This window comes from Cupriavidus sp. 2KB_3 (assembly GCF_052115685.1).
In the GTDB taxonomy this organism is placed as follows: Bacteria; Pseudomonadota; Gammaproteobacteria; order Burkholderiales; family Burkholderiaceae; genus Cupriavidus; species Cupriavidus campinensis.
Map to the genome: position 1 here is coordinate 103038 of NZ_JBFRHD010000003.1, position 20636 is coordinate 123673.

Genomic DNA, 20636 nt, shown 5'->3' on the forward strand with positions numbered 1-20636 from the left:
GCGGCATTCAGCCGGCGGCGGGCTCAGGGTTTTCCGCCATGCGCGCAAAGAACGCTGCGTTGCTCTTTTTTCAAAGCTGGCGGCTGGCGGCTTCCTAACATGGCTGACATAACGACACGATTCGGAGACAGCCATGAACAAGATCCTGCGGCGCACGGCCGCCGGCCTGCTGCTGTGCTGCGCCGCCACGGCGGGCGCCCAGCAAGCCTACCCGTCCAAGCCGGTACGCATGGTGGTGGCCTTCACCGCCGGCGGCACCACTGACATCCTGGCGCGCGAAGTCGCCCAGCAGCTTGGCCAGACGCTCGGCCAGAGCGTGGTGGTGGAGAACCGGCCCGGCGCCGGCGGCAATATCGGCACGGACTACGTCGGCCGCAGCGACCCGGACGGCTACACGCTGCTGGCCACCTCGGTCGGCCCGGTGGCAATCAATCCCACGCTCTACAGCAAGCTCAAGGTCAATCCGCAGACGGACCTCACCGCCGTGGCGCCCATCGCGGACGTGCCGAACGTGCTCGTGGTCAGCCCCACGCTGCCGGTGAAGTCCGTGCAGGATCTGGTGGCCTATGCCAAAGCGCACCCCAACACGCTGAATTTCTGTTCGACTGGGGTGGGTACGGCGGCGCATCTCTCCGGCGTGCTGTTCAACGCGCGCACCGGCGTGAAGACTACCCACGTGCCGTACAAGGGCGCCGATGCGCTGAACGACCTGCTGGCCGGCCGCGTGCAGTTCATGTTCGCGACGCTTCCGTCAGTGATCTCGCACATCCGGGGCGGCGCGCTGCGCCCGCTGGCGGTGACCTCGCGCAAGCGCTCCGCCGCCCTGCCGGACATCCCCACCATGGCCGAGGCCGGCGTGCCAAACCTGGTTACCGGCGCGTGGTTCGGGCTGTTCGCCCCCAAGGGCACGCCCAAGGCCATCGTCGCCACGCTCAACAAGGCGGTCAGCGATGCGCTGAACAAGCCGGAAGTGCGCACGAAGATGTCCCAGCAAGGCGCCGAGGCCATGCAACTGGCCCCGGAAGCCTTCGGCAAGTTCGTGCTGGCCGAATACGAGCAATGGAAGCCCGTGGTGATCCAGTCGGGGGCGCGGATCGATTGAGGTGTTGGGGTGGGGCTACCCCCCCACCCCAACCAACCCATCCGCCCGGAACATCGCCTTGATGCCCCTGACGGCCTGGCGGATGCGGGATTCGTTTTCGATCAGGGCGAAGCGGACGTATTCGTCGCCGTAGTCGCCAAAGCCGATGCCTGGCGAGACCGATACCTTGGCCTTTGCCAGCAGCTGCTTGGCGAACTCGAGGGAGCCCAGCGCGCGGTAGGGCTCGGGAATGCGGGCCCAGATGTACATCGACGCCTTGGAAATCTCCACGGGCCAGCCGGCTTCGATCAGGCCCTTGGCCAGCACGTCGCGGCGGGACTGGTACTGGGCGGCGATGTCCTTCACGCACTGCTGGTCGCCCTCCAGCGCGGCAATTGCGGCCACCTGGAGCGGCGTGAAGGTGCCGTAGTCGTGGTAGCTCTTGATGCGCGTCAAGGCGGCCACGAGGTCCGGGTTGCCGACCATGAAGCCGATGCGCCAGCCCGCCATGTTGTAGCTCTTGGAGAGCGTGAAGAATTCCACCGCGATGTCCTTGGCGCCCGGCACCTGCATGATCGACGGAGCCTTCCAGCCATCGAACACGATGTCGGCGTAGGCCAGGTCGTGCACCACGAAGATGTCGTGCTTGCGCGCCAGCGCGATCACCCGCTCGAAAAAGTCCAGTTCCACGCAGGCCGCCGTCGGGTTCGACGGGAAGCCGAGCACGATCATCTTGGGCTTCGGGTAGCTGCCGCGGATGGCGCGTTCCAGTTCGGCGAAGAAGTCGATGCCCGGCGTGAGCGGCACCGAGCGGATGTCGGCGCCGGCGATGACCGCGCCGTAGATGTGGATCGGGTAGCTCGGGTCCGGCACCAGCACGGTGTCGCCCCGGTCCAGCGTGGCCAGCATCAGGTGGGCGAGGCCCTCCTTGGAGCCGATGGTGACGATGGCCTCCTTGTCCGGATCGATCTCCACGTCATAGCGCTCGCGGTACCAGTGCGAGATGGCGCGGCGCAGCCGGGGAATGCCCTTCGAGGCCGAATAGCCGTGCGTGTCCGGCCGCTGCGCGGCATCCACGAGCTTGGCCACGATATGGGGCGGCGTGGCGCCATCGGGGTTGCCCATGCTCATGTCGACGATGTCCTCGCCACGGCGGCGGGCGGCCATCTTGAGCTCGGCAGTAATGTTGAAGACGTACGGGGGAAGGCGATCGATGCGCGCAAAGCGGCGCTTGCCGGAATCGGCAGTCATGGCGGGAGTCCTTTACGTAAGCGCCCGGAACCGTCCGAGCGACGTCGGCGGCCGTTGTCTCGGCCACCGGGAATCGATCTTATCCAGCCTTGCCCGTTTGCACAACGGGCTTTTTTACTACAGCAGCCCGCCGGGCAGCTTGGTGGGGCGATCCGGCGGCAGGTGGCGGACGATGCAGTCGAGCGCGGCGGCGTTGGCCTTGTCGCCGCCCATGGCCCCGGCGATGGAACTCCGGTACTGCGGCACGCTGATGCGCTGGTAGTAGAGCCGGGAGGTCTGGTCGAGCCAGAACACGTAGTCACTGTCGCTGTCGTCGCCGCCGCTGCGCAGCCACTCGCCGAGCGGGTGCGAGCCCAGGCGCGTATTGGCGCACGCCGTCTGGACGGTGTCGAGATAGGCGTTGAAGCCCTTGGCCTCGACGTTGCGCACCGCATCCGGGGCACAGGCGGCGGTGGTCATGACCACGGCAGCAGCAATCGACAGCAGGGTCAGGCGCTTCAGCGGCATGGCACATCCCGGGCGGTTGGCATCCAGCCAGTGTAGCCGGCGCACGCCGCCCGTCCAAACCCGGCGAGCTTAATCGTCGAGGGTCTCGTGCACGGCCGCGTTGCCGCGCTTCCAGTAGGCCGATGCGCGGATGCGGGCCTTGTCCACGCCGCGCTCGCCCACCAGGTGTTGGCGCACGGCGCGCATCGCGGCGCCCTCGCCGGCCGCCCAGACATAGCCTTCGCCTGCGGGCAGGTTCACCGATTGCAGCGCCGGGGCCAGCAGGCTGCCTTCCGGGACGCGAACTTCGGGCTGATCTTCCCGATGCAGCCAATGCACCTGCGCGCGCGGCCCCACGGCGAGCGGGATCTGCGCCTTGGCGCTGGTCACCTCGGCCACCACGATCACCTGGGCATCGGGCCCCAGTTCCTCCACGCGCCGGGCGATGGCCGGCAGCGCCGTGTCATCGCCGATCAGCAGGTGCCAGTCGAATTCGGCCGGAATCACGAACGAACCGCGCGGCCCGCCCACGCCCAGATACTGCCCCGCCCGGGCCTGCGCGGCCCACGTGGAGGCGGGGCCGTCGCCATGGAGCACGAATTCGATGTCCAGCTCGCGCGCCACGGGGTCGTAGCGGCGCGGCGTGTAGTCGCGCGCCTGCGGGCGCGGCTGGCCCTCGGGGAACACGATGCCGTCCGGGCCTACCACTGGCAGCACCGGACGCTCGGCGCCGGGCGCGGGGAAGAACACCTTGATATGGTCGTCGAAGGAGCCGGAGGTGAAATCGGCCAGATCGTCGCCGCCGAGTGTCACGCGCAGCAGCTGCGGGGACACCAGTTGGGTGCGCAGCACCTGGAGCAGGCGCATCTTGAGCGGATGGCGCACGCGCTGGACCGTCAGGTCACGGGAAATCGTCATGGAATAACTTATGGAAGAGGTTCAGGGCTGGCCGGCTTCGATCTCGTCGGCGGCGCGGGCCAGGATCGCGGCGATGCGGCGCTGTTCGTCGGCGGAGGCCTCGCTGCGCTGGGTCAGCGCGCGCTTGATGCGCAGGCGCGCCTCCACGAACTCGGGCAGCCAGCCGCCCTGCTCCGGCTCGCGCTGGGACTCGCCGCTCATGGCGCGGCGCATGAAGTCCATCTTGCGCGCCACGTGGCGCAGCCGGGCGACCATGTGCTCCAGCCGCTCGCGGTTCTCCGCCAGGTAGGCGCGGCCCGCATCGGCCAGTTCATAGCGCTTCTTGTTGCCTTCGGTGATGACCGTGGCGTAGCCGAGGTCTTCAAGGAAGGTCAGCGCGGGATAGACCACGCCCGGGCTCGGCTTGTAGAAGCCGCCGGTGCGCGCCTCCAGCGCCTTGATCAGTTCATAGCCGTGCGACGGCTTTTCCTCGAGCAGCGACAGCAGCAGCAGTTGCAGGTCTTCCGCGCTGAACTTGCGGCCCCGGCGCCAGCTATCGCCATCGAAGCCATCGCCCCCCTCAAAGTCCGGGCCGCCGCCCTGCGACCAGAAACCGCCGCCCCGGCGGGACATGGCGTGCTTGCCGAAGCGGTGGGCGCAGCCATCGTGGCCGCGATGATGGTGATGGTCACCGAAGGGCGAACCGAAGGGAAATCCAAAGAGATGTCGCATGCTGCACTCCGTTGTCGGGTTCACGAATCTATCGTAAGACGTATCGTAAGATATATATCGTACGATATAAAGTCAAGCCCAAAGCGATTCTGCCTTTGCTGTCACAATGCGACGCAAACCACGGAGGAGACGCGATGCCCGACAAGAAAGCCATCCTGGTAGTAGGTGCCGGAGACGCCACAGGCGGTGCCATTGCCCGACGCTTTGCGCGCGAGGGCTATATCGCCTGCGTGACCCGGCGCAACGCGGACAAGCTCGCGCCGCTAGTCGACCAGATCCGCGCCGAAGGCGGCGAGGCCCACGCCTTCGGCTGCGATGCCCGCAAGGAAGAAGACACCGTGGCGCTGATCGAACGCATCGAGCGCGACATCGCCCCGCTGGAAGTGGCCGTGTTCAACATCGGCGCCAACGTCAACTTTCCGATCCTGGAGACCACCTCGCGCGTGTACTTCAAGGTGTGGGAGATGGCCTGCTTCGGCGGCTTCCTGATGGGCCGCGAGGCGGCACGCGCGATGCTGCCGCGCCAGCGCGGCTCGATCTTCTTTACCGGCGCCACGGCCAGCGTGCGCGGGCGCGACGGCATGTCCGCGTTTGCCGGCGCCAAGCACGCGCTGCGGGCGCTTGCGCAAAGCATGGCGCGCGAACTGGGGCCGCAGGGGATTCACGTGGCCCACCTGATTGTCGATGCCGCCATCGACACCGCCTTTATCCGCGAGAACTTTCCAGACCGCTACGCGGCCAAGGCGCGCGACGGCATCGTCAATCCGGACCACATCGCCGATACCTACTGGATGCTGCACCAGCAGCCGCGCGACGCCTGGACCCACGAGCTGGACATCCGCCCCTGGATCGAGCACTGGTAGCCCCACCCCACCCCGCCCCGCCCCGGACAACTGTCACACATTACAAAGGAGACATGCGATGACCAAGCAGGTGGAGTTCTTCTTCGACTTCGGCAGCCCCTATTCCTACCTGGCCTACAAGGAACTGCCGCGCGTGGCGGCGCGCACCGGCGCCACCATCGTCTGGCGGCCGATGCTGCTGGGCGGCGTGTTCAAGGCCACCGGCAACCACAGTCCCGCCGACATCCCGCTCAAGTCGCAATGGTCGAAGACAGACACCGAGCGCTGGGCGCGCCGCTACGACGTGCCGTTCCGCCACAACCCCCATTTCCCGGTCAACACGCTGGCGCTGATGCGCGGCGCCATCGGCTACCAGCGCCAGGGCGCGGACGCCTTTGCGCGTTACGTGGAGGCGATCTTCCGTGCGATGTGGGAGGACGGCCGCAACCTCAACGATCCGCAGGAGATCGGCAAGGTGCTGGTCGAGGCGGGGATGGACCCCCGGCAGGCGCTGGCCATGCTGGACGATCCTGAGGTCAAGGCCGAACTCAAGCGCGTGACGGAGGAAGCCGTGGCGCGCGGCATTTTCGGCGCGCCCAGCTTTATCGTCGATGGGGAGCTGTTCTGGGGCAACGACCGCCTGCTGTTCGTGGAGGAACGGCTGGCGGCCTGAGGTCTGCCAATGCGTGGAAGGGTCAAGCCGCCAGACGGAACACCGTCACGGCCGCCGCCAGCTGGTTGGCCTGCGCCTCGAGCGAGTCGGCCGCTGCGGCGGCCTGCTCCACGAGCGCGGCGTTCTGCTGGTTGACCTGCTCCATCTGGGACACCGCCTCGCTGACCTGCGTGATGCCGCTGGACTGCTCCTGCGACGCCGCCGAGATCTCGTTGACGGTAGCCGCCAGCCGCTGCACCGCGCCAACAATCTCGCCGATGGTGTTGCCGGCCTGCTCCACCTGGGTGCTGCCGGCGTCCACGCGTTCCACCGACGAATCGATCAGCGCCTTGATCTCCTTGGCCGCCCCGGCACTGCGCTGCGCCAGCGCGCGCACCTCGCCCGCCACCACGGCAAAGCCCCGGCCCTGCTCGCCCGCGCGCGCGGCTTCCACGGCGGCGTTGAGCGCGAGGATGTTGGTCTGGAAGGCAATGCCGTCGATCACGCCGATGATGTCGACGATCTTCTGCGAACTCGTGTTGATGTCGCTCATGGTCTGCACCACGCCGCGCACCACATCGCCGCCGCGCTGGGCGAGGTCCGCCGCGTCGCGCGCCAGCGCGCTGGCACGGCTGGCGCTCTCCGCGTTGTTGCCCACGGTGGAGGTCAGCTCCTCCATGCTGGCGGCGGTCTGCTCCAGCGCCGACGACTGTTCCTCGGTACGCGAGGACAGGTCCGTATTCCCCGCCGCGATCTCGCGCGCGCCGGTGGTCACGGCATCGGAACCCGCGCGCACCTTGCGCACGGTCTCGGTCAGGCCGGCGCGCATGCGGGCCAGCGCGTCCAGCAGTTGGCCAATCTCGTTGCGGCCGGCCGGCGGCACGGTCATGGTCAGGTCGCCATCGGCCACGCGCATGATCAGCTGGCAGGCCGCGTTGAGCGGCGCCACCACCAGCCGGCGCAGTGCCACGTGCACCGCTACGATCAGCAGCACCGACGCCACCAGGCCAATCCCCACCAGCACCAGCACGCGATGGAAGCGGCTGCGGCCCGTGGCCACGGCCTCGTCGTTATGCTGCTCGGCGAATTTCTGGAAGCGCTCCACGCCGGCCGAGTACTTCGCGCCGGAGGCGGTGATGTCCTTGTCGTTGATCGCCGCGTAACCCGCCGGATCGTTGCTGCGCAGCGCTTCGAGCGCCCGCTGCACGGCATCCATATGGGCACGGCCCGCGCCGATGATCTCGTCGCGCGTGCCGGCGTCCTGGCCTTCGATGGGCGCGGCCTTCTCGAAGGCGTTCAGTTCATCGGCGGACTTGCGCATCGACTTCTCGGCGCTGGCGATGGCGTCCGCGTTCACCGCGCCAGACTCCTTGGCAGAGCTATAGGCGCGGGTCAGGGCCGAGCGCGCGCGCGTCATGTCCTTGTAGGCATCGTTGATCAGCATGGCGCGCGTGGCCACCACGTGAATGCGCTCGGAAGCGCCGCTTGCTGCACGCAGCTCGGTCACGCCCAGGGCGGCGCCAAACAGGATCATCAGTCCGAAGACCACCAGGGTGGCCAGCAGGCCATGGCGAATACTGAGGTTGTTCATGGGGCAGGTTGTTCGTTGGATCGAAGGGGTACCGATCAGGCTTAACGACCCACCCCCCTAAACCTTGAGCAACACCTGCACGCTATTTGCGTTACATCAAATTGCGCGGTCCACAGACCTACGGCGGCTCAGACGTAGGCGATCAGCCGGCCCGCGCAGATCACCAGCCCCCACGTCAGCAGCGACACCATGGCGCAGGCGCGCGCGCCCGTGGGCGGCGGCTGGCCGATGTCCCAGCTGGCGCCGGCTGGCGCGGCATGCAACTGCCGGTAAGGCCCTTGATGGAACCAGAGCGCGTTGGCCAGACCGAGCCCGATCAGCACGATCTTGATCAGGAACGCGCGGTTGACGATCAGTTCATCGGCATGCGCCAGGAACAGCAGCGCGCCGCTCGCCACCACGGCGAGGAAGCCCGCCACCGAGGCCGGCAGCGCATGGCGCAGCAGGGTGGTGACCGGCAACTGCCGCCCCAGCCCGGCCAGCCGCAGATCCACCACGACGATGGACCCGAACAGCAGCGCCATGCCGGCCAGATGCACGATCTCGATGATCGGATACGCCCAGGCCGACGCCCGCAGCGCCACCGAGAACGGCCACGCGGCGAGCGTGGCGCCCAGCTCGCCAAGTGCCTCCATCGACACTCAGCGCAGTTCCACGGTCTGGCCGCCGTCTACCGTGATGCGCTCCACGCGCATCTCGTCGGCCTTTTCCTTGCTCTGGTAGCCGACGAGGGTTACCTGCTTGCCCACGGCCACCTTGTCCTGCGTGGCGCCGCGGGACTCCATGCGCGACACCGGTGCCAGCACGGCAAACCAGCGCTTGCCCTGCGCATCCACCCGGATCGTGGCGTGCGGGTTCTCGTAATGGCTCTCCACCACCTTGCCGGTCACGGTCAGCGGCTTGGTCTGGTCATAGGTGGACCAGCCATGATGGGCGATGGCCGGCAGGCTGGCCATCGCGAGCAGGACGGCGGCGAGGCGCAGGGACTTCGGTCGGAACGTCGGTTGATGCATGATGACCTCCAGGGTGGCGACAAGGTGGATGCAGGGGGATGGATCAGTGCAGTGTCGAACGGGTTTCCTGGGCCTGCGATGTCCGCCGGGCGCGGCCGGCCAGCGCGGCGAGGCTCGGGTTCATCGGCTTGAGCGCGGCACGCTCGGCCACCAGCGCGGCGGCGAGGTTGGCGTGGCGGCCACGCAGGGCCGCTTCGATCAGGGTCAGCGCGAAGACGTCGCGCTGGGCGTGGCTGCCGCCGAAGCGATGGGTGAGGATGCGCACCGGCATCAGCAGCGCCACCGTGGCGGCATAGTCGCCGCGCGCGAAGGCGATCATCGCGTCGGCCACGGGCAGGCCCGCGTCGCGCGACATCATCGCGTTGGTGCCCTGCCCGATCGCCGCGCCCGCCATGGCCGCGCGGATCTCGGCCACGGCGTCCTCGCGGCCCGCGCCCAGGCAAGCCATGATGGCGTGCACATCGTTGAAGGCGTAGTAGCCGGCCGCGCCGCGCGTGTACCAGTCGTCGGCCAGCGCGGCCCAGCGCGCGCCCGCATCCACGCCGCGCAGGTGCAGCCGCCACAGCAGCGCGGCGCCATCGACCAGATCGAGCGCGATGGCCGGCGCCGGCCGGTTGATGTGCGCGTCGTAGAGCGCCAGTACTTCGTCGTAGCGCTCCTGTTCGAGCAGGAACAGGGCCAGATGCCACCAGTTGTGCACCGCCAGCATGTTGTCTTCAGACCAGTCCGATACGTGCGTGCGCAGCCATGCCGCGCCGTCGTCCAGCCGGCCCTGCATCTCCATCACATGCGCCACGGCGTGGATCGCCCACGGATCGCGCGGGTTCAGCGCCACGGCCTCGCGGCCACGCGCCTCGGCGTCTTCATAGCGATTGGATTCCTCGAGCCCGAAGGCGTGCATGCCGAGCAGGTAGCCGTAGCCGGGCACGTCCTTGTCCCAATGGGGCAGCACCTGCGCGATGCGGTCGCGCAGCATCGACGACTGGCCGAGCAGGAAATCGCCCAGATGGGCCACCTGCACGGCGAGGATGTCGCGCGGATAGTCGATGGCGATGTCACCGTACGCCTGCACCGACTCGGCGAATCGCCCGTCCAGCCAGGCGCGCGCGGCGGCCAGATGGCGGCGCTCGCGCGGGTTGGCGCGGTCGCCCAGTGCCTCGCCGGCCTCCACGCTCTCGCGCAGCAGCGGCACGGCGGTGCCGTCGCCCGAGGTCACCATCAGCGCGGCGCGCAGCGCGTGGCCCATGGCGAAGTCCGGGTCGTCGGCCAGCGCGGCATCCACCGCCGCCAGCGGGTCGCCGTAATAGCCATGCAGCAGCGCCAGCCCGGCCTCGTAGTGCGCGAGCGCGGCGGGATGATTGGATGTGACCTCCAGGCCTCTTGCATCGTATGCCATGGCGCCCTCCCGGTTTGGATCCGCATCGGCGCGGACTTCCTCATCGTAGTGGAATCGCGCGTGCTACGCTTCCGCTCCGGCCCCATTCATCACATCCTTGCCGCCATGCCCTTGTCTTTTGATTTGCCGCCCGCCGCCATCCCCGGCCAGTCCGTCGATGCCATCGACACGCCGTCCCTGATCCTCGATCTCGACCCCTTCACGCGCAACGTGGCGCGCATGCAGGACGCCGCCGACCGCGCCGGCGTGAAGCTGCGCCCGCACGCCAAGGCGCACAAGTGCCCCGAGATTGCGCTGGCCCAGATCGCGCGCGGCGCGGTGGGCATCTGCTGCCAGAAGGTCAGCGAGGCCGTGCCCTTCGTGGCGGCCGGCGTGACCGACATCCATATCAGTAACGAGATTGCATCCCCGGCCAAGGCAGCGCTGCTGGCCGAATTGGCCCGCCACGCGCGCCTTAGCGTATGTGTGGACGATGCATCACAAATCGACGCCCTGGCGGCAGCCACCGAGGCCGCGGGCACGCCACTGGACGTCTTTATCGAGATCGATGTTGGCCAGGGCCGCTGCGGCGTGGCCGACGCGCCGGCGGCAATCGCCCTGGCAGAACGGATTGCCGCCCATCCCCGCCTGTCCCTGCGCGGCTTGCAGGCGTATCACGGCGGCATCCAGCATCTGCGCGACTGGGCAGCCCGCCGCGACGCCGCTGCGCAAGCCGCCGAACGCACCGGCGCCGTGCTGGCGAAGCTGGCGGCGGCGGGCGTGCAATGCGAGGTGGTAACGGGCGGCGGCAGCGGCAGCGTGGAGTTCGACCTCGGCAGCGGCGTGTACACCGAGATCCAGCCGGGCTCGTACGTGTTCATGGACGCCGACTACGGCAGCAACGCCTATCCCGGCGCGCTGCGCTTCGAGCACAGCCTGTTTATCGCCACGACGGTGATGAGCGTGGCCGCCGGCGACCGCGTCATCCTCGATGCGGGGCTGAAGTCGATGGCGGTGGATTCAGGCTTGCCGTGGATCTGGGCCGATGGCGCGGCGTCCGGGGCGCTGGAATACGTGGCGGCGAACGACGAGCATGGCATCGTCAAACCCCGGCAGGCCGGCAACCTCGCCGCCCTGCCCGCGCTGGGCAGCCGCGTGCTGCTGGTGCCGGGCCATTGCGACCCGACCCTCAATCTCTACGATGCACTGGTGACGGTGCGCGGCGGCGTGGTGGAAGCTCTGTGGCCGGTGGCCGCGCGCGGCTTCAGCCGCTGAGGGAAGGGAAAGGGAAACGGGGAACGGGAAAGGGAAGGGAAAGGCGTGCGCTAGGCGAGCTGGGCGGCCAGCTCGTTGAGATCGGCGGTGGTCCATTCGCGGCCGGTCCACGCCTCGAAGCGCAGCTCGGACAGCGGAATCTCGTTCAGCGTGCCGATCCAGTCGGTGGGCGCGGCGCCGCAGCGCAGGCCGGCGGCCACCATCGCCATGGCGTCTGGCACTTCGATATCGGCCACGCGCGTGACCGTCGGCCACGGCAGCAGGCGCGCGTCAGTGGCCGCGATGCCAAACCGGTAGAGCCCAAAGCGTGCATGCAGGGCGGCGCGCGAAAGCGCGTGACGCGCCTCGTTCAGGCCATCGTCCTGGGTGGCGGATGGGTCCCATTGCTGGTTGCGCGAAAACCATAGGATGTCCTGCTCCCCAGGACGCGCGGGCCGGCCATGGGCCATCGCGGGCTTGAGCCGTCCCGAGCGCGCAATCGCGGCCAGCGGCGTACCCACGGTGTAATGCCAGACGTAACGTGATTCGGTGTTCATGTACCGCTCCTGCAAGCCCTTCCGCTTTGCAGAATGGGGGCGGAAAGCCTCGCTCACAAGCAAGGTCATGCCACGTTGCAAGTGCAACAAAAATGCGTTTGTGGGGGTTATCCGATGCGCCGGTCCTGCAGCCCGGTCTGGGCAAGGATCTTCCCGAGTCCGGCAGTCTGACAGGTAAACAGGATTCGGGGGCGAATTGGAGGAAACCTTCCAAACACCATAGCACAGGACTTGGTGCGACGCAGCATCCGTCGCCATCAAATGTGCGTCCGGCGCCCTTTGGGGCCAAATCGGCGAATGTCCGTATCAGGATTCTTTGGGCGTATGTCACCGGGGGGACAAGGCGGGTCCGTACGCTGCGAAGCGCATCGCGAGCCACGCGAACGACGCGAGCAACGCATAGGGCGCTTGACGGCACCCACCCCACCCCTCCGCAAGAGAATCCAGACCATGCACGACATCCGCACCCTTGCCAGCCTTGCCCACGTGCGGCCGCCCAAAGCCCCGCGCCCCCTGGCCGGGCTGGCCGCCACCCTGCTGCTCTGCGCGGCGCTGACCGCCTGTGGCGGCGACGACACCCCGCCCACCGCTGGACAACCTGGCGGCACACCGACCCAGCCGGGCCAGCCCACCGATACGCCCAAGCTGAAGTGCGCGCCCTGAAGCGCCGCGATCCCCCTCTCCGAATCCAGAACCGCTCAGGGCAGAACTCGACATGAACTCCAGCAGCCGACGCAATTTCCTCAAGATGGCAGGCGGCAGCGCCGCCGCAACCGCCGCGCTCTCCGCGTTTCCGCCGGCCATTCGCCGCGCGCTGGCCATTCCGGCCAACAACGTCAACAAGTCGATCCAGGACGTGCAGTACGTGGTGATCCTGATGCAGGAAAACCGCTCGTTCGACAACTACTTCGGCACGTTCAAGGGCGTGCGCGGCTTCGGTGACCGCTTCCCGATCCCGCTGCCGGGCGGCCGCAACGTCTTCCAGCAGACCTACGCCAACGGCAACACCAACCGCGTAGTGCTGCCGTACCACCTGGACAGCACCGCCGGCAACGCCCAGCGCGTGAGCGGCACCCCGCACAGCCAGCCGGATGGCCAGGCCGCCTGGGACCTCGGCCGCATGAGTGCCTGGCCGACCTCGAAGAAGACCCAGTCGATGGGTTACTACAAGCAGAAGGAACTCGAATTCCAGTTTGCGCTGGCGGACGCCTTCACGCTGTGCGACGCCTACCACTGCAGCTTCCACGGCGGCACCAACACCAACCGCCTGTTCCACTGGACCGGCACCAACGACCCGTTCGGCCAGAAGGGCGGCCCGGTGATCGACAACAGCGGCGACTCGCTCGACGCCACCGGCATCAACTACACCTGGACCACCTACCCGGAGCGCCTGCAGACTGCCGGCGTGACCTGGAAGGTCTACCAGAACATGCCGGACAACTTCACCGACAACCCGCTGGCCGGCTTCGCCCAGTACCGCGCCGCCAACGCCGCGCTCGGCAACGCGGCCAACGGTGCGCCCTACCCAGCCTACACGCCGGCCAACGACGCCGTGAACCCGCTGTTCAAGGGCATCGCCAACACCATGCCCGATGGCGGCTTCCTGCAGGCACTGCGCGATGACATCGCCGCCGGCACGCTGCCGCAGGTGTCGTGGATCGTGGCCCCGGCCACGTACTCGGAGCACCCGGGGCCGTCGAGCCCGGTGCAGGGCGCCTGGTACACCCAGGAGGTGCTCAACGCGCTGACGGCCAACCCGGACGTCTGGAGCAAGACCGTCCTGCTGATCAATTTCGACGAAAACGACGGCTTTTTCGACCACGTGCCGCCGCCCTGCGCCCCGGCGCTGGACGGCAAGGGCAACCCCATCGGCGCCGCCACGATGGACGCCGCCGCCGAGTACTACAGCGTGGACAAGACGCCGTTCGGCCCCGGCCCGCGCGTGCCGATGTACGTGGTGTCGCCGTGGAGCCGTGGCGGCTGGGTCAACTCGCAGGTGTTCGACCACACCTCGGTACTGCGCTTCCTCGAAAAGCGGTTCGGCGTGCAGGAGACCAACATCAGCCCCTATCGCCGCGCGGTGATGGGCGACATGATGACTGCGTTCGACTTCGTCAACCCCAACGGCACCACGTCGATCTCCTTCACGGGCCTCGACAAGACCGGCGCGGACACCCAGCGCACCCAGCAGGAGGCGCTGGCCCAGATTCCCACGCCGACCGTGGCGGCGCAGACCATGCCGACGCAGGCCAGCGGCACGCGGCCCTCGCGCGCGCTGCCGTACACGCTGCACACCAGCGGGCTGGAAGATCCGGTCAACCGCGCCATGATCCTGAAGTTCCACAATGACGGCACCCAGGCGGCGGTGTTCCACGTCTACGACCGCCTGCACCTGGGCAGCGTGCCGCGCCGCTACGCGGTGGAGCCGGGCAAGAAGATCGACGCCACGTGGGATGTCTACGCCACCGACAGCGGCCGCTACGACCTCTGGGTACTCGGCCCGAACGGCTACCATCGCGCCTTCATCGGCGACGTGAGCGCCCAGCAGGAAGCCGGCGGCGGCGCCGCGCCGGAGATCCGCGTGTGCTACGAGGAATCCGACGAGCCCAAGGTCTGGCTGACGCTGATCAACCGTGGCAAGGCAGCCTGCACCTTCACGGTGGTGCCCAACGCCTACCGCACGGACGGCCCGTGGACGTTCGAGTTGCCCGCCGGCAAGGAACTCGACCAGCCCTTCCCGGTGAAGTCGCAGGGCAACTGGTATGACTTCACGGTGACCACCCCGCAGGGCGGCTTCTCGCGGCGCTTTGCCGGCCGCGTGGAGAACGGCACCCACACGGTGTCCGATCCGGCGATGGGAAGCTAAGCCCGCCAGGGCCCGGTCGGCGCCCCTGTCCCCTTGGGAGAGGGGCGCCGCCGTACCCACCACTGTCACATTGCCAGGCTAGGCTCGCGGGTTCGTCCTGAATTCGATGGGAGCCCCATGCTTGGCGATCTGCTGATGACGTTCTATGAAGTGGCGCGGCAAGGCAGCATCACGAGCGCGGCCCGGCAACTGCGGCTCAGCCAGCCCACCGTCACCGGCCGCATCCGCCAGCTGGAAGTGCTCTACGGCGTGGAACTGTTCCACCGCCGCGCCAGCCGGCTGGACCTCAGCGACGTCGGCGTGGCCCTGATGCCGCTGGCCGAACAGATGATGCAGCAGGAGGGCGAGGCCGATTTCCTGCTCCGCAACGCCGGCAACCTGCGGCTGGGCAGCCTGCGGATTGGCGCCACCGGCCCCTACTACATCCTGCGCAGCGTGGCTGCGTTCCGGGAACGCTACCCGGCCGTGGCGGTCAGCATCGAGATCGGCAACTCGCGGCAGATGCTCGACGCGCTGTTCGAATACCGGATCGATGCCGCGGTGTCGTCGCACGCCGTGGACGACGACCGGCTTTCCCGCACCCTGCTCGCCGCCGACCCGATGGTGCTGGTTGCCCATCCGCTCCACCCGCTGGCGCGCCGCCCGCGCGTGGAAGTGGCGGAACTGGCCGCCTGCCATCTGATCGTGCGCGAACAGGGGTCGATGACCCGCGAGGCCACCGAGGCCGCGCTGGGCGCGGTAGGCATCGATCTGCCGCCCCATACCGTGATCGGCAGCCGCGAAGCCATCTGCGAGGCGATCCGGCACAACCTCGGCGCCAGCGTGATGCCCGTGGGCGAGGTGCCGCGCGACCCCGCGCTCTGCGTGGTGCCCTTCGCCAGCCAGGCGCCGGTCATCCACGAATATCTCTACAGCCTCAAGATCCGCAGCGGGACGCGGCTGGTGCGCGCGCTGCTGGACTGCCTGGTCCTGCCGGGCAGCGCCGCGCAGCGGCATTGCGAGGTTCCACGGCCTGCACCTATATTGAACTGAGTTGACCTGCGCCCCCCCGTCCACCGCCCCCAAGGACCCCCTCCGCCGATGACCGACCCGGGCCGCCCCAGCTTTCCCGAGTACGACCAACTGCTGGCGCTGCTGGAATTGGGCGCCCCGTGGTTCCGGTCGCGCGTGGCGTGCGAGGTAGCCGTGGACGGCCGCTCGTTCGGGGTGCATGTGGCGGCGCTGGGCACGGACGCGCCCGATGCGCCGGCCATCGGCATCTTCGGCGGCATTCACGGGCTTGAGCGCATCGGCACCCAGCTGGTGCTCGATTACATGCGCTCGCTGCTGTGCCGCCTGCAATGGGACGAGCTGCTCCACCGCGAGTTGCAGGCCGTGAAGCTGGTCTTCATGCCGATCGTCAACCCGGGCGGCATGCATGCGGCCACGCGCGCCAATCCCCGCGGCGTGGACCTGATGCGCAACGCGCCGCAGAACGCCGATGCGCGCGTGCCCTTCCTGGCCGGCGGGCAGCGTCTCGGCGCGTGGCTGCCGTGGTATCGCGGCCGCGCCGGGGCGCCGATGGAGCCCGAGGCCGCCGCGCTGCTGCGCGTGGTGGAGGAAGAACTGCTGGGCCGGCCCCTCAGTTTTGCGGTGGATTGCCATTCCGGCTACGGCTGGCGCGACAGCATCTGGTTCCCCTACGCGCGCACCCACACGCCCATGGCGCACCTGCCAGAGATGTACCTGCTCAAGACCATGTTCGAGCAGGCCCACCCGCACCACGGCTACGCCTTCGAGCCGCAGAGCCACCAGTACCTGCTGCACGGCGACCTGTGGGACTACGCCTACGACCGCGCGCCGGCGGGCACGCTGTTCCTGCCGATGACGCTGGAGCTGGGCTCGTGGCTGTGGATCAAGAAGAATCCGCGTCAGCTCTTCTCGCGCGCGGGCATTTTCAATCCGATCAAGGCCCACCGCACGGCGCGCGTGCTGCGCCGGCACGTGAGCCTGTTCGACTTCCTCGGCCGCACCGCCTTCGCCCCGGAGCGATGGCTGCCCCAGGGCGCCCATCGACAGCAGTTGCTGACGCAGGCGCGCGCGCACTGGCAAGACCGGAAACCTGCGCCATGAGCCCGTGGATCTTCCTGCGCGGCCTGACCCGCGAGTCGCGCCACTGGGGCGACCTGCCCGCGCTGTGGACCGCCCGCGGCCTGGGGCGCCCGACCCTGATCGACCTGCCCGGCAACGGCACGGCCCACCACGCGACGGTGCCCGCCGACGTGCGCGGCATCATGGAAGCGGTGCGCGCCACTGCCTGCGCCACCGGGGTGACGGCCCCGTACCGCATCCTGGCGATGTCGCTCGGCGCCATGGTTGCCACCGAATGGGCCCAACGCTACCCCGGGGAAGTGGCCGGACTGGTGCTGATCAACACGAGCATGCGCCCCTTCAGCACCCTGCCGCAACGGCTGCGCCCCCAGAACTGGGCGGCGCTCATCGGCATGGCCAACCATTGGCACGACCGCGCCCGCTGCGAGCGCACGGTCCACCGCCTGACCTGCGAGCGGATGGATACGCGGGACACCGACCTGGCGGCGTGGGTCACCATCGGCCAAACCGCCCCGGTCACCCGCGCGGCGGCCCTGCGCCAACTGCTGGCAGCCGCCCGCTACCGGGCCGCCCCCGCCGCCCCGCCCTGCCCCACGCTGATCCTCTCCTCGGACGCCGACCGCCTCGTCAACCCGGTCTGCTCGGCCCGCATCGCAGCGGCCTGGAGGGCGCGGCACCTGCGCCATCCGTGGGCAGGACATGACCTGCCGCATGACGATGGGGGGTGGTTGTGCGGGGTGGTGGCCGGGTCTGGCCTTGCGTCAGGGGATGCGACTGCCTAGCCCACCGCGATCGTCACCGGCTTGCCGATGCGACTCAGCATCTCCACCAGCGTGTCGAGCGTGAACTTCGCGGTTTTCTGATTCACGACGTCGGACACGCGGGGGCGAGACACCATCAGGATCTCGGCAGCATCCGCCTGCCGCAGGTTGTGTTCGTCGATCCAGCCGCTGATCTCGCGCATCAGTTGCTGCTTGAGCAGACGGGTGTCGTTAATCTCCTTCTGGGAAACGGCATGGAGCCGTTCGGCCTCGTCCGGGGCAAATCCCAGCTCGAGAAACAGGTTCGCACCCGGCTTGGTGACGTGTCGGATCTTGGTATCGATCGTCATGACTAGTGTTTCCATCCTATATCCAGCGCCCGATAGCGCGCGCGTGCAATCGCACGGTCCCCCAGGCTGGTGGCCTGGGTCTTCTTCTGAAAGCAATGCAGTACGTAGACCGCGTCGTCGAATCGTGCGACGTACATCACCCGATAGATCCCACTCGCCTCACGAATTCTCAGTTCGCGCGTGCCGGGCCCGATGTCGCCAAACGGTTTCCAGTCGGTGGGATCCAGCCCCGCCTGCACCTTGGCGAGTTGAAAGCCCGCCTGCCGTCTGGCGTCGTCGGGAAACAAAAGCAGATCTGCATAGGCTGACCCTACCCAACGGATTTCTCTTTCACGATCCATGCTGCCCCATCTGTACAAAATTTTATACCAAGGCAGTTCCGTGCACAACGGTCACACGGCCCCGCTGCCTCTGGATGCACAGATGTAACGTGCTCTTTTCCCGACAAAATTGAGCCACAGCAGATCGCACGCCGATTTAACAATCTGACAAAGAAAAACCGCCGGAGACCTTGCGGCCATCCGGCGGTTTTTTATGCAGCGTCTACGTCAGGCGCAGGTCTTGCCCAGCAGTGCGGCGGCACGTTTGTTGCACAGGGCGCCGAGCAGGGTTTCGGCGGCGGCTTCCAGGCGCTCCTGCGTGCCAAACAGCCGGGCGGCGATCAGGCCGTTCTGAAGCGCACCATACAGCACTTGTGCGAGCATTTCGGGCGGCACGGGGTACAGGGTCTCGCGTTGTTGCTGCCCCCGCTCGAGCAGCTTGGCGAGCCAGGCCTCGTTAATGTGATAGAAATCCTTGAGCACGTTGTGCACAGGCTCAGGCAGCGACAGCACCTCGGTGGAGAGCATGCCGGCCAGGCAGATCTGGTCAGATCCGCAGGTAGCGCGCAGCGGCTCCAGGTACTGGCGGGCCTGTTCCAGCACCGGCAGTTCGGGGTCGATATTGCGCAGGCGCTCGACGATGCGCGCGCTGTATTCCTTCACCGCTTCCAGGACGAGGTCGTCCTTCGACGGGAAGTAATAGTGGATGCTGGAGGTCTTGACCCCCACCAGCTCGGCCAGATCGCGATAACTGAAGCCATTGAAACCACGGCGGCGAATCAGTACCAGCGTGTGTTCGAGCAGCTGCTCACGGACGGGTTGGGTTTTCATGGGGCAAAGTTTATCTACACGAAGATAGATACTCAACCGGGATTACCCCGATGTCAACGCAAAGGCGGCCGGCACCCTTTTGGGGCGCCGGCCGGTACCGCATGCCGCGATCCGCGGCGGAGCGATGTTTAGGCAGTTTCAACAGCCGTATCAGCGGTACGGCCCGGTTCGGCGGAGACGCCGGTGCGGTCGCGACCGGCCACGGTGCGGGCGCCATCGGTGTACGGGTCGAACTTGCCGGCGCGGGCGCCATCGGAGAACGGGCTGCGTGCGTCATTCACTCGGGCGCCGTCCACAAACGGGTTGCGGGGGCGATGTACGTCGCGGGCACCGTCGCTGTACGGGCTGCGTGCGTCGTTCACGCGGTAGCCGTAACCATAGGCTTCACCGGTCTGGTTGCTGGGGGGAGCGGCCTGGGCGGCGCCCGTCACGAAGGCGGCGGCGAGAGCGGCGGCACTGAGGATGGTCTTGGCGTTCATGGTGAAGCTCCTTGTATTGGCTACGTTTTTCCGGGGCTACCTTCCGATGCTATCTACGACTAGATAGATTTCTTGGCTCTGGAAGGTCCCGTTCGAGGGTCTTGCTCGGACACCGCTTGGTTCGTGCGGCGAGTCCATGCGCTGAATAATATCTACTGGTAGATAGACAAGCAAGGCGAATCTGCCAATCGCGCCGAAAACTTATTTATGAGGCCGATAGCCTGCCTCTCTTGCGGCCGGCGCACCGCCCGATCGGGTGCTAGGCTTATCACATCCCCCGCGCCCCGGCTATCCATGCCAAACCCACCCGCCGCCGCCTCCCGCCCCCTGAAACGCTGGCTTGCCGGCGCAGCCGGCGTTGCAGGCGTTGCAGTGGTTGCCGGCCTGGGCCGCTGGCTGGTCTTCCGGGTGATGGAACGTGACGCTTTCGTCACCATACCGGCGGGCGACGTTACCCCCGACCACCTCGGGGTGCCGTCCCGCCAGTACACCTTTGCCAGCGGGGACCGCACGCTGCATGCCTCGTTCGTCGCCGCGCCCGACCCGACCGGCCCGGCGCTGTGCGTCTTTCATGGCGATTCGGAGTCCCTGTCCGACTGGGCGCCGGTGCAGGCCATGCTTCACGCCGCCGGCATCGGCTCCTTCGTGTTCGACTACAGCGGCTATGGCGCGAGCACCGGGCGGCCCACGGTACGCAACCTGCGTCAGGACGCGCTGGCCGGCTATCTCCAGTTCATCGCCGCCACGCCGGCTGCGGCGCGGCGCCACGTGATGGGCTATTCGCTGGGAAGTGGGATTCTGCTCGATGTGATTGCCCGGCTGCAGCCTCGGCCGGACGGCGCCGTGATTGGCGCCGGTTTCCGCTCCGCGCGCGCGGCGGCGGTGGTCACGGGGCGCGTGCCCGCGTGGCTGGCGTGGATGCTGCCGGAGCCGTGGAACAACGCCGCGCGCATCCGCAAGCTGCGCATGCCGCTGCTGCTGATCCACAGCCGGCAGGACCAGACCATCCCGTTCAGCCATGGCGAGTATCTGGCGCGGATGGCACGCGCGCCGAGCCGGCTGGAGATCTTCGAGGACCTGCCCCACAACGCCGCCATCGAACCCGCGCACGCGCAGGCCTTCTGGGCGCCGGTGATCGCCTATCTCCAGAGCGGCGACCTGGGCGTGGCCGCCGCGCCGGACATCGTCCGTCCGCCCGCTTAGATAT

Annotated in this window: 23 protein-coding genes; 10 read left to right on the top strand and 13 right to left on the bottom strand. The window is 67.9% G+C overall.

Annotation, left to right across the window (positions count from 1 at the left end; translation table 11 throughout):
- Positions 1-133 precede the first annotated feature (133 nt).
- Positions 134-1102: a Bug family tripartite tricarboxylate transporter substrate binding protein gene (locus tag AB4120_RS03780; protein WP_149139092.1), complete on the top strand. Its 969-nt coding sequence runs from the start codon at positions 134-136 to the stop codon at positions 1100-1102.
- Between the two features lie 15 nt (positions 1103-1117).
- Here AB4120_RS03780 and alaC read toward each other — a convergent pair whose 3' ends face one another.
- The 4 genes from alaC to AB4120_RS03800 all read right to left on the bottom strand — a co-directional run bounded on the left by alaC (position 1118) and on the right by AB4120_RS03800 (position 4447).
- Complete coding sequence (gene alaC, locus AB4120_RS03785) at positions 1118-2332, bottom strand: alanine transaminase (RefSeq protein WP_149139091.1); 1215 nt, start codon at positions 2330-2332, stop codon at positions 1118-1120.
- Between the two features lie 117 nt (positions 2333-2449).
- Positions 2450-2839, bottom strand: coding sequence for a hypothetical protein (locus AB4120_RS03790; RefSeq protein ID WP_149139090.1), 390 nt, complete (start codon positions 2837-2839; stop codon positions 2450-2452).
- A gap of 69 nt (positions 2840-2908) precedes the next feature.
- Positions 2909-3736, bottom strand: a complete 828-nt coding sequence (locus AB4120_RS03795) for a siderophore-interacting protein (protein ID WP_149139089.1) — start codon at positions 3734-3736, stop codon at positions 2909-2911.
- A gap of 21 nt (positions 3737-3757) precedes the next feature.
- On the bottom strand, positions 3758-4447 hold the full coding sequence (locus tag AB4120_RS03800) for a PadR family transcriptional regulator (protein ID WP_149139088.1): 690 nt from the start codon (positions 4445-4447) through the stop codon (positions 3758-3760).
- 134 nt (positions 4448-4581) lie between these two features.
- On the opposite strand from AB4120_RS03800, the gene AB4120_RS03805 reads away from it, so the two are divergent.
- Positions 4582-5310: an SDR family oxidoreductase gene (locus AB4120_RS03805; RefSeq protein WP_149139087.1), complete on the top strand. Its 729-nt coding sequence runs from the start codon at positions 4582-4584 to the stop codon at positions 5308-5310.
- 58 nt (positions 5311-5368) lie between these two features.
- Positions 5369-5962: a 2-hydroxychromene-2-carboxylate isomerase gene (locus tag AB4120_RS03810; RefSeq protein ID WP_149139086.1), complete on the top strand. Its 594-nt coding sequence runs from the start codon at positions 5369-5371 to the stop codon at positions 5960-5962.
- Between the two features lie 22 nt (positions 5963-5984).
- Here the strand turns inward: AB4120_RS03810 and AB4120_RS03815 are convergent, their stop codons facing one another.
- The 4 genes from AB4120_RS03815 to AB4120_RS03830 all read right to left on the bottom strand — a co-directional run bounded on the left by AB4120_RS03815 (position 5985) and on the right by AB4120_RS03830 (position 9941).
- On the bottom strand, positions 5985-7532 hold the full coding sequence (locus AB4120_RS03815; protein ID WP_149139085.1) for a methyl-accepting chemotaxis protein: 1548 nt from the start codon (positions 7530-7532) through the stop codon (positions 5985-5987).
- 128 nt (positions 7533-7660) lie between these two features.
- Positions 7661-8167, bottom strand: a complete 507-nt coding sequence (locus AB4120_RS03820; protein WP_149139419.1) for a hypothetical protein — start codon at positions 8165-8167, stop codon at positions 7661-7663.
- A gap of 6 nt (positions 8168-8173) precedes the next feature.
- Positions 8174-8545, bottom strand: coding sequence for a DUF6152 family protein (locus AB4120_RS03825; RefSeq protein WP_149139084.1), 372 nt, complete (start codon positions 8543-8545; stop codon positions 8174-8176).
- Positions 8546-8588: 43 nt separating this feature from the next.
- Positions 8589-9941 (bottom strand): tetratricopeptide repeat protein, encoded by a 1353-nt coding sequence (locus tag AB4120_RS03830; RefSeq protein ID WP_149139083.1) that lies wholly within the window; start codon positions 9939-9941, stop codon positions 8589-8591.
- 105 nt (positions 9942-10046) lie between these two features.
- Here AB4120_RS03830 and AB4120_RS03835 point away from each other — a divergent pair, with 105 nt between their 5' ends.
- Complete coding sequence (locus tag AB4120_RS03835; protein WP_149139418.1) at positions 10047-11195, top strand: DSD1 family PLP-dependent enzyme; 1149 nt, start codon at positions 10047-10049, stop codon at positions 11193-11195.
- Between the two features lie 50 nt (positions 11196-11245).
- Here the strand turns inward: AB4120_RS03835 and AB4120_RS03840 are convergent, their stop codons facing one another.
- Positions 11246-11731: a hypothetical protein gene (locus tag AB4120_RS03840; RefSeq protein WP_149139082.1), complete on the bottom strand. Its 486-nt coding sequence runs from the start codon at positions 11729-11731 to the stop codon at positions 11246-11248.
- Between the two features lie 450 nt (positions 11732-12181).
- Here AB4120_RS03840 and AB4120_RS03845 point away from each other — a divergent pair, with 450 nt between their 5' ends.
- The 5 genes from AB4120_RS03845 to AB4120_RS03865 all read left to right on the top strand — a co-directional run bounded on the left by AB4120_RS03845 (position 12182) and on the right by AB4120_RS03865 (position 17470).
- On the top strand, positions 12182-12394 hold the full coding sequence (locus tag AB4120_RS03845; protein ID WP_441641861.1) for a hypothetical protein: 213 nt from the start codon (positions 12182-12184) through the stop codon (positions 12392-12394).
- Between the two features lie 52 nt (positions 12395-12446).
- On the top strand, positions 12447-14597 hold the full coding sequence (locus AB4120_RS03850) for a phosphocholine-specific phospholipase C (protein ID WP_149139080.1): 2151 nt from the start codon (positions 12447-12449) through the stop codon (positions 14595-14597).
- A gap of 117 nt (positions 14598-14714) precedes the next feature.
- Positions 14715-15629, top strand: a complete 915-nt coding sequence (locus AB4120_RS03855; protein ID WP_441641862.1) for a LysR substrate-binding domain-containing protein — start codon at positions 14715-14717, stop codon at positions 15627-15629.
- A gap of 48 nt (positions 15630-15677) precedes the next feature.
- Complete coding sequence (locus AB4120_RS03860; RefSeq protein ID WP_441641863.1) at positions 15678-16709, top strand: M14 family zinc carboxypeptidase; 1032 nt, start codon at positions 15678-15680, stop codon at positions 16707-16709.
- On the top strand, positions 16706-17470 hold the full coding sequence (locus tag AB4120_RS03865) for an alpha/beta fold hydrolase (RefSeq protein WP_441641864.1): 765 nt from the start codon (positions 16706-16708) through the stop codon (positions 17468-17470). The genes AB4120_RS03860 and AB4120_RS03865 overlap by 4 nt, the downstream gene beginning before the upstream one ends.
- Here AB4120_RS03865 and AB4120_RS03870 read toward each other — a convergent pair.
- The 4 genes from AB4120_RS03870 to AB4120_RS03885 all read right to left on the bottom strand — a co-directional run bounded on the left by AB4120_RS03870 (position 17467) and on the right by AB4120_RS03885 (position 19429).
- Complete coding sequence (locus tag AB4120_RS03870; RefSeq protein ID WP_144196965.1) at positions 17467-17799, bottom strand: helix-turn-helix domain-containing protein; 333 nt, start codon at positions 17797-17799, stop codon at positions 17467-17469. The genes AB4120_RS03865 and AB4120_RS03870 overlap by 4 nt on opposite strands.
- Before the next feature lie 2 nt (positions 17800-17801).
- Positions 17802-18140 (bottom strand): type II toxin-antitoxin system RelE/ParE family toxin, encoded by a 339-nt coding sequence (locus AB4120_RS03875; protein WP_144196964.1) that lies wholly within the window; start codon positions 18138-18140, stop codon positions 17802-17804.
- A 207-nt stretch (positions 18141-18347) separates the two neighbouring features.
- Positions 18348-18950 carry a TetR/AcrR family transcriptional regulator gene (locus AB4120_RS03880; RefSeq protein WP_149139077.1) on the bottom strand — a complete coding sequence of 201 codons (603 nt, stop codon included), beginning with the start codon at positions 18948-18950 and terminating at the stop codon, positions 18348-18350.
- A 128-nt stretch (positions 18951-19078) separates the two neighbouring features.
- On the bottom strand, positions 19079-19429 hold the full coding sequence (locus tag AB4120_RS03885; protein WP_441641865.1) for a copper resistance protein CopQ: 351 nt from the start codon (positions 19427-19429) through the stop codon (positions 19079-19081).
- A 294-nt stretch (positions 19430-19723) separates the two neighbouring features.
- Here AB4120_RS03885 and AB4120_RS03890 point away from each other — a divergent pair, with 294 nt between their 5' ends.
- Positions 19724-20632 (top strand): alpha/beta hydrolase, encoded by a 909-nt coding sequence (locus AB4120_RS03890; RefSeq protein ID WP_149139076.1) that lies wholly within the window; start codon positions 19724-19726, stop codon positions 20630-20632.
- Positions 20633-20636: the final 4 nt, after the last annotated feature.

Coding starts and splice junctions, on each gene's coding strand:
- AB4120_RS03875 (WP_144196964.1), bottom strand. CDS start 18,140: ATGGATCGTGAAAGAGAAATCCGTTGGGTAGGGTCAGCCTATGCAGAT.
- AB4120_RS03815 (WP_149139085.1), bottom strand. CDS start 7,532: ATGAACAACCTCAGTATTCGCCATGGCCTGCTGGCCACCCTGGTGGTC.
- AB4120_RS03810 (WP_149139086.1), top strand. CDS start 5,369: ATGACCAAGCAGGTGGAGTTCTTCTTCGACTTCGGCAGCCCCTATTCC.
- AB4120_RS03835 (WP_149139418.1), top strand. CDS start 10,047: ATGCCCTTGTCTTTTGATTTGCCGCCCGCCGCCATCCCCGGCCAGTCC.
- AB4120_RS03805 (WP_149139087.1), top strand. CDS start 4,582: ATGCCCGACAAGAAAGCCATCCTGGTAGTAGGTGCCGGAGACGCCACA.
- AB4120_RS03820 (WP_149139419.1), bottom strand. CDS start 8,167: ATGGAGGCACTTGGCGAGCTGGGCGCCACGCTCGCCGCGTGGCCGTTC.
- AB4120_RS03870 (WP_144196965.1), bottom strand. CDS start 17,799: ATGACGATCGATACCAAGATCCGACACGTCACCAAGCCGGGTGCGAAC.
- AB4120_RS03855 (WP_441641862.1), top strand. CDS start 14,715: ATGCTTGGCGATCTGCTGATGACGTTCTATGAAGTGGCGCGGCAAGGC.
- AB4120_RS03865 (WP_441641864.1), top strand. CDS start 16,706: ATGAGCCCGTGGATCTTCCTGCGCGGCCTGACCCGCGAGTCGCGCCAC.
- AB4120_RS03885 (WP_441641865.1), bottom strand. CDS start 19,429: ATGAACGCCAAGACCATCCTCAGTGCCGCCGCTCTCGCCGCCGCCTTC.
- AB4120_RS03800 (WP_149139088.1), bottom strand. CDS start 4,447: ATGCGACATCTCTTTGGATTTCCCTTCGGTTCGCCCTTCGGTGACCAT.
- AB4120_RS03790 (WP_149139090.1), bottom strand. CDS start 2,839: ATGCCGCTGAAGCGCCTGACCCTGCTGTCGATTGCTGCTGCCGTGGTC.
- AB4120_RS03880 (WP_149139077.1), bottom strand. CDS start 18,950: ATGAAAACCCAACCCGTCCGTGAGCAGCTGCTCGAACACACGCTGGTA.
- AB4120_RS03830 (WP_149139083.1), bottom strand. CDS start 9,941: ATGGCATACGATGCAAGAGGCCTGGAGGTCACATCCAATCATCCCGCC.
- AB4120_RS03890 (WP_149139076.1), top strand. CDS start 19,724: ATGCCAAACCCACCCGCCGCCGCCTCCCGCCCCCTGAAACGCTGGCTT.
- AB4120_RS03850 (WP_149139080.1), top strand. CDS start 12,447: ATGAACTCCAGCAGCCGACGCAATTTCCTCAAGATGGCAGGCGGCAGC.
- alaC (WP_149139091.1), bottom strand. CDS start 2,332: ATGACTGCCGATTCCGGCAAGCGCCGCTTTGCGCGCATCGATCGCCTT.
- AB4120_RS03845 (WP_441641861.1), top strand. CDS start 12,182: ATGCACGACATCCGCACCCTTGCCAGCCTTGCCCACGTGCGGCCGCCC.
- AB4120_RS03840 (WP_149139082.1), bottom strand. CDS start 11,731: ATGAACACCGAATCACGTTACGTCTGGCATTACACCGTGGGTACGCCG.
- AB4120_RS03795 (WP_149139089.1), bottom strand. CDS start 3,736: ATGACGATTTCCCGTGACCTGACGGTCCAGCGCGTGCGCCATCCGCTC.
- AB4120_RS03860 (WP_441641863.1), top strand. CDS start 15,678: ATGACCGACCCGGGCCGCCCCAGCTTTCCCGAGTACGACCAACTGCTG.
- AB4120_RS03825 (WP_149139084.1), bottom strand. CDS start 8,545: ATGCATCAACCGACGTTCCGACCGAAGTCCCTGCGCCTCGCCGCCGTC.
- AB4120_RS03780 (WP_149139092.1), top strand. CDS start 134: ATGAACAAGATCCTGCGGCGCACGGCCGCCGGCCTGCTGCTGTGCTGC.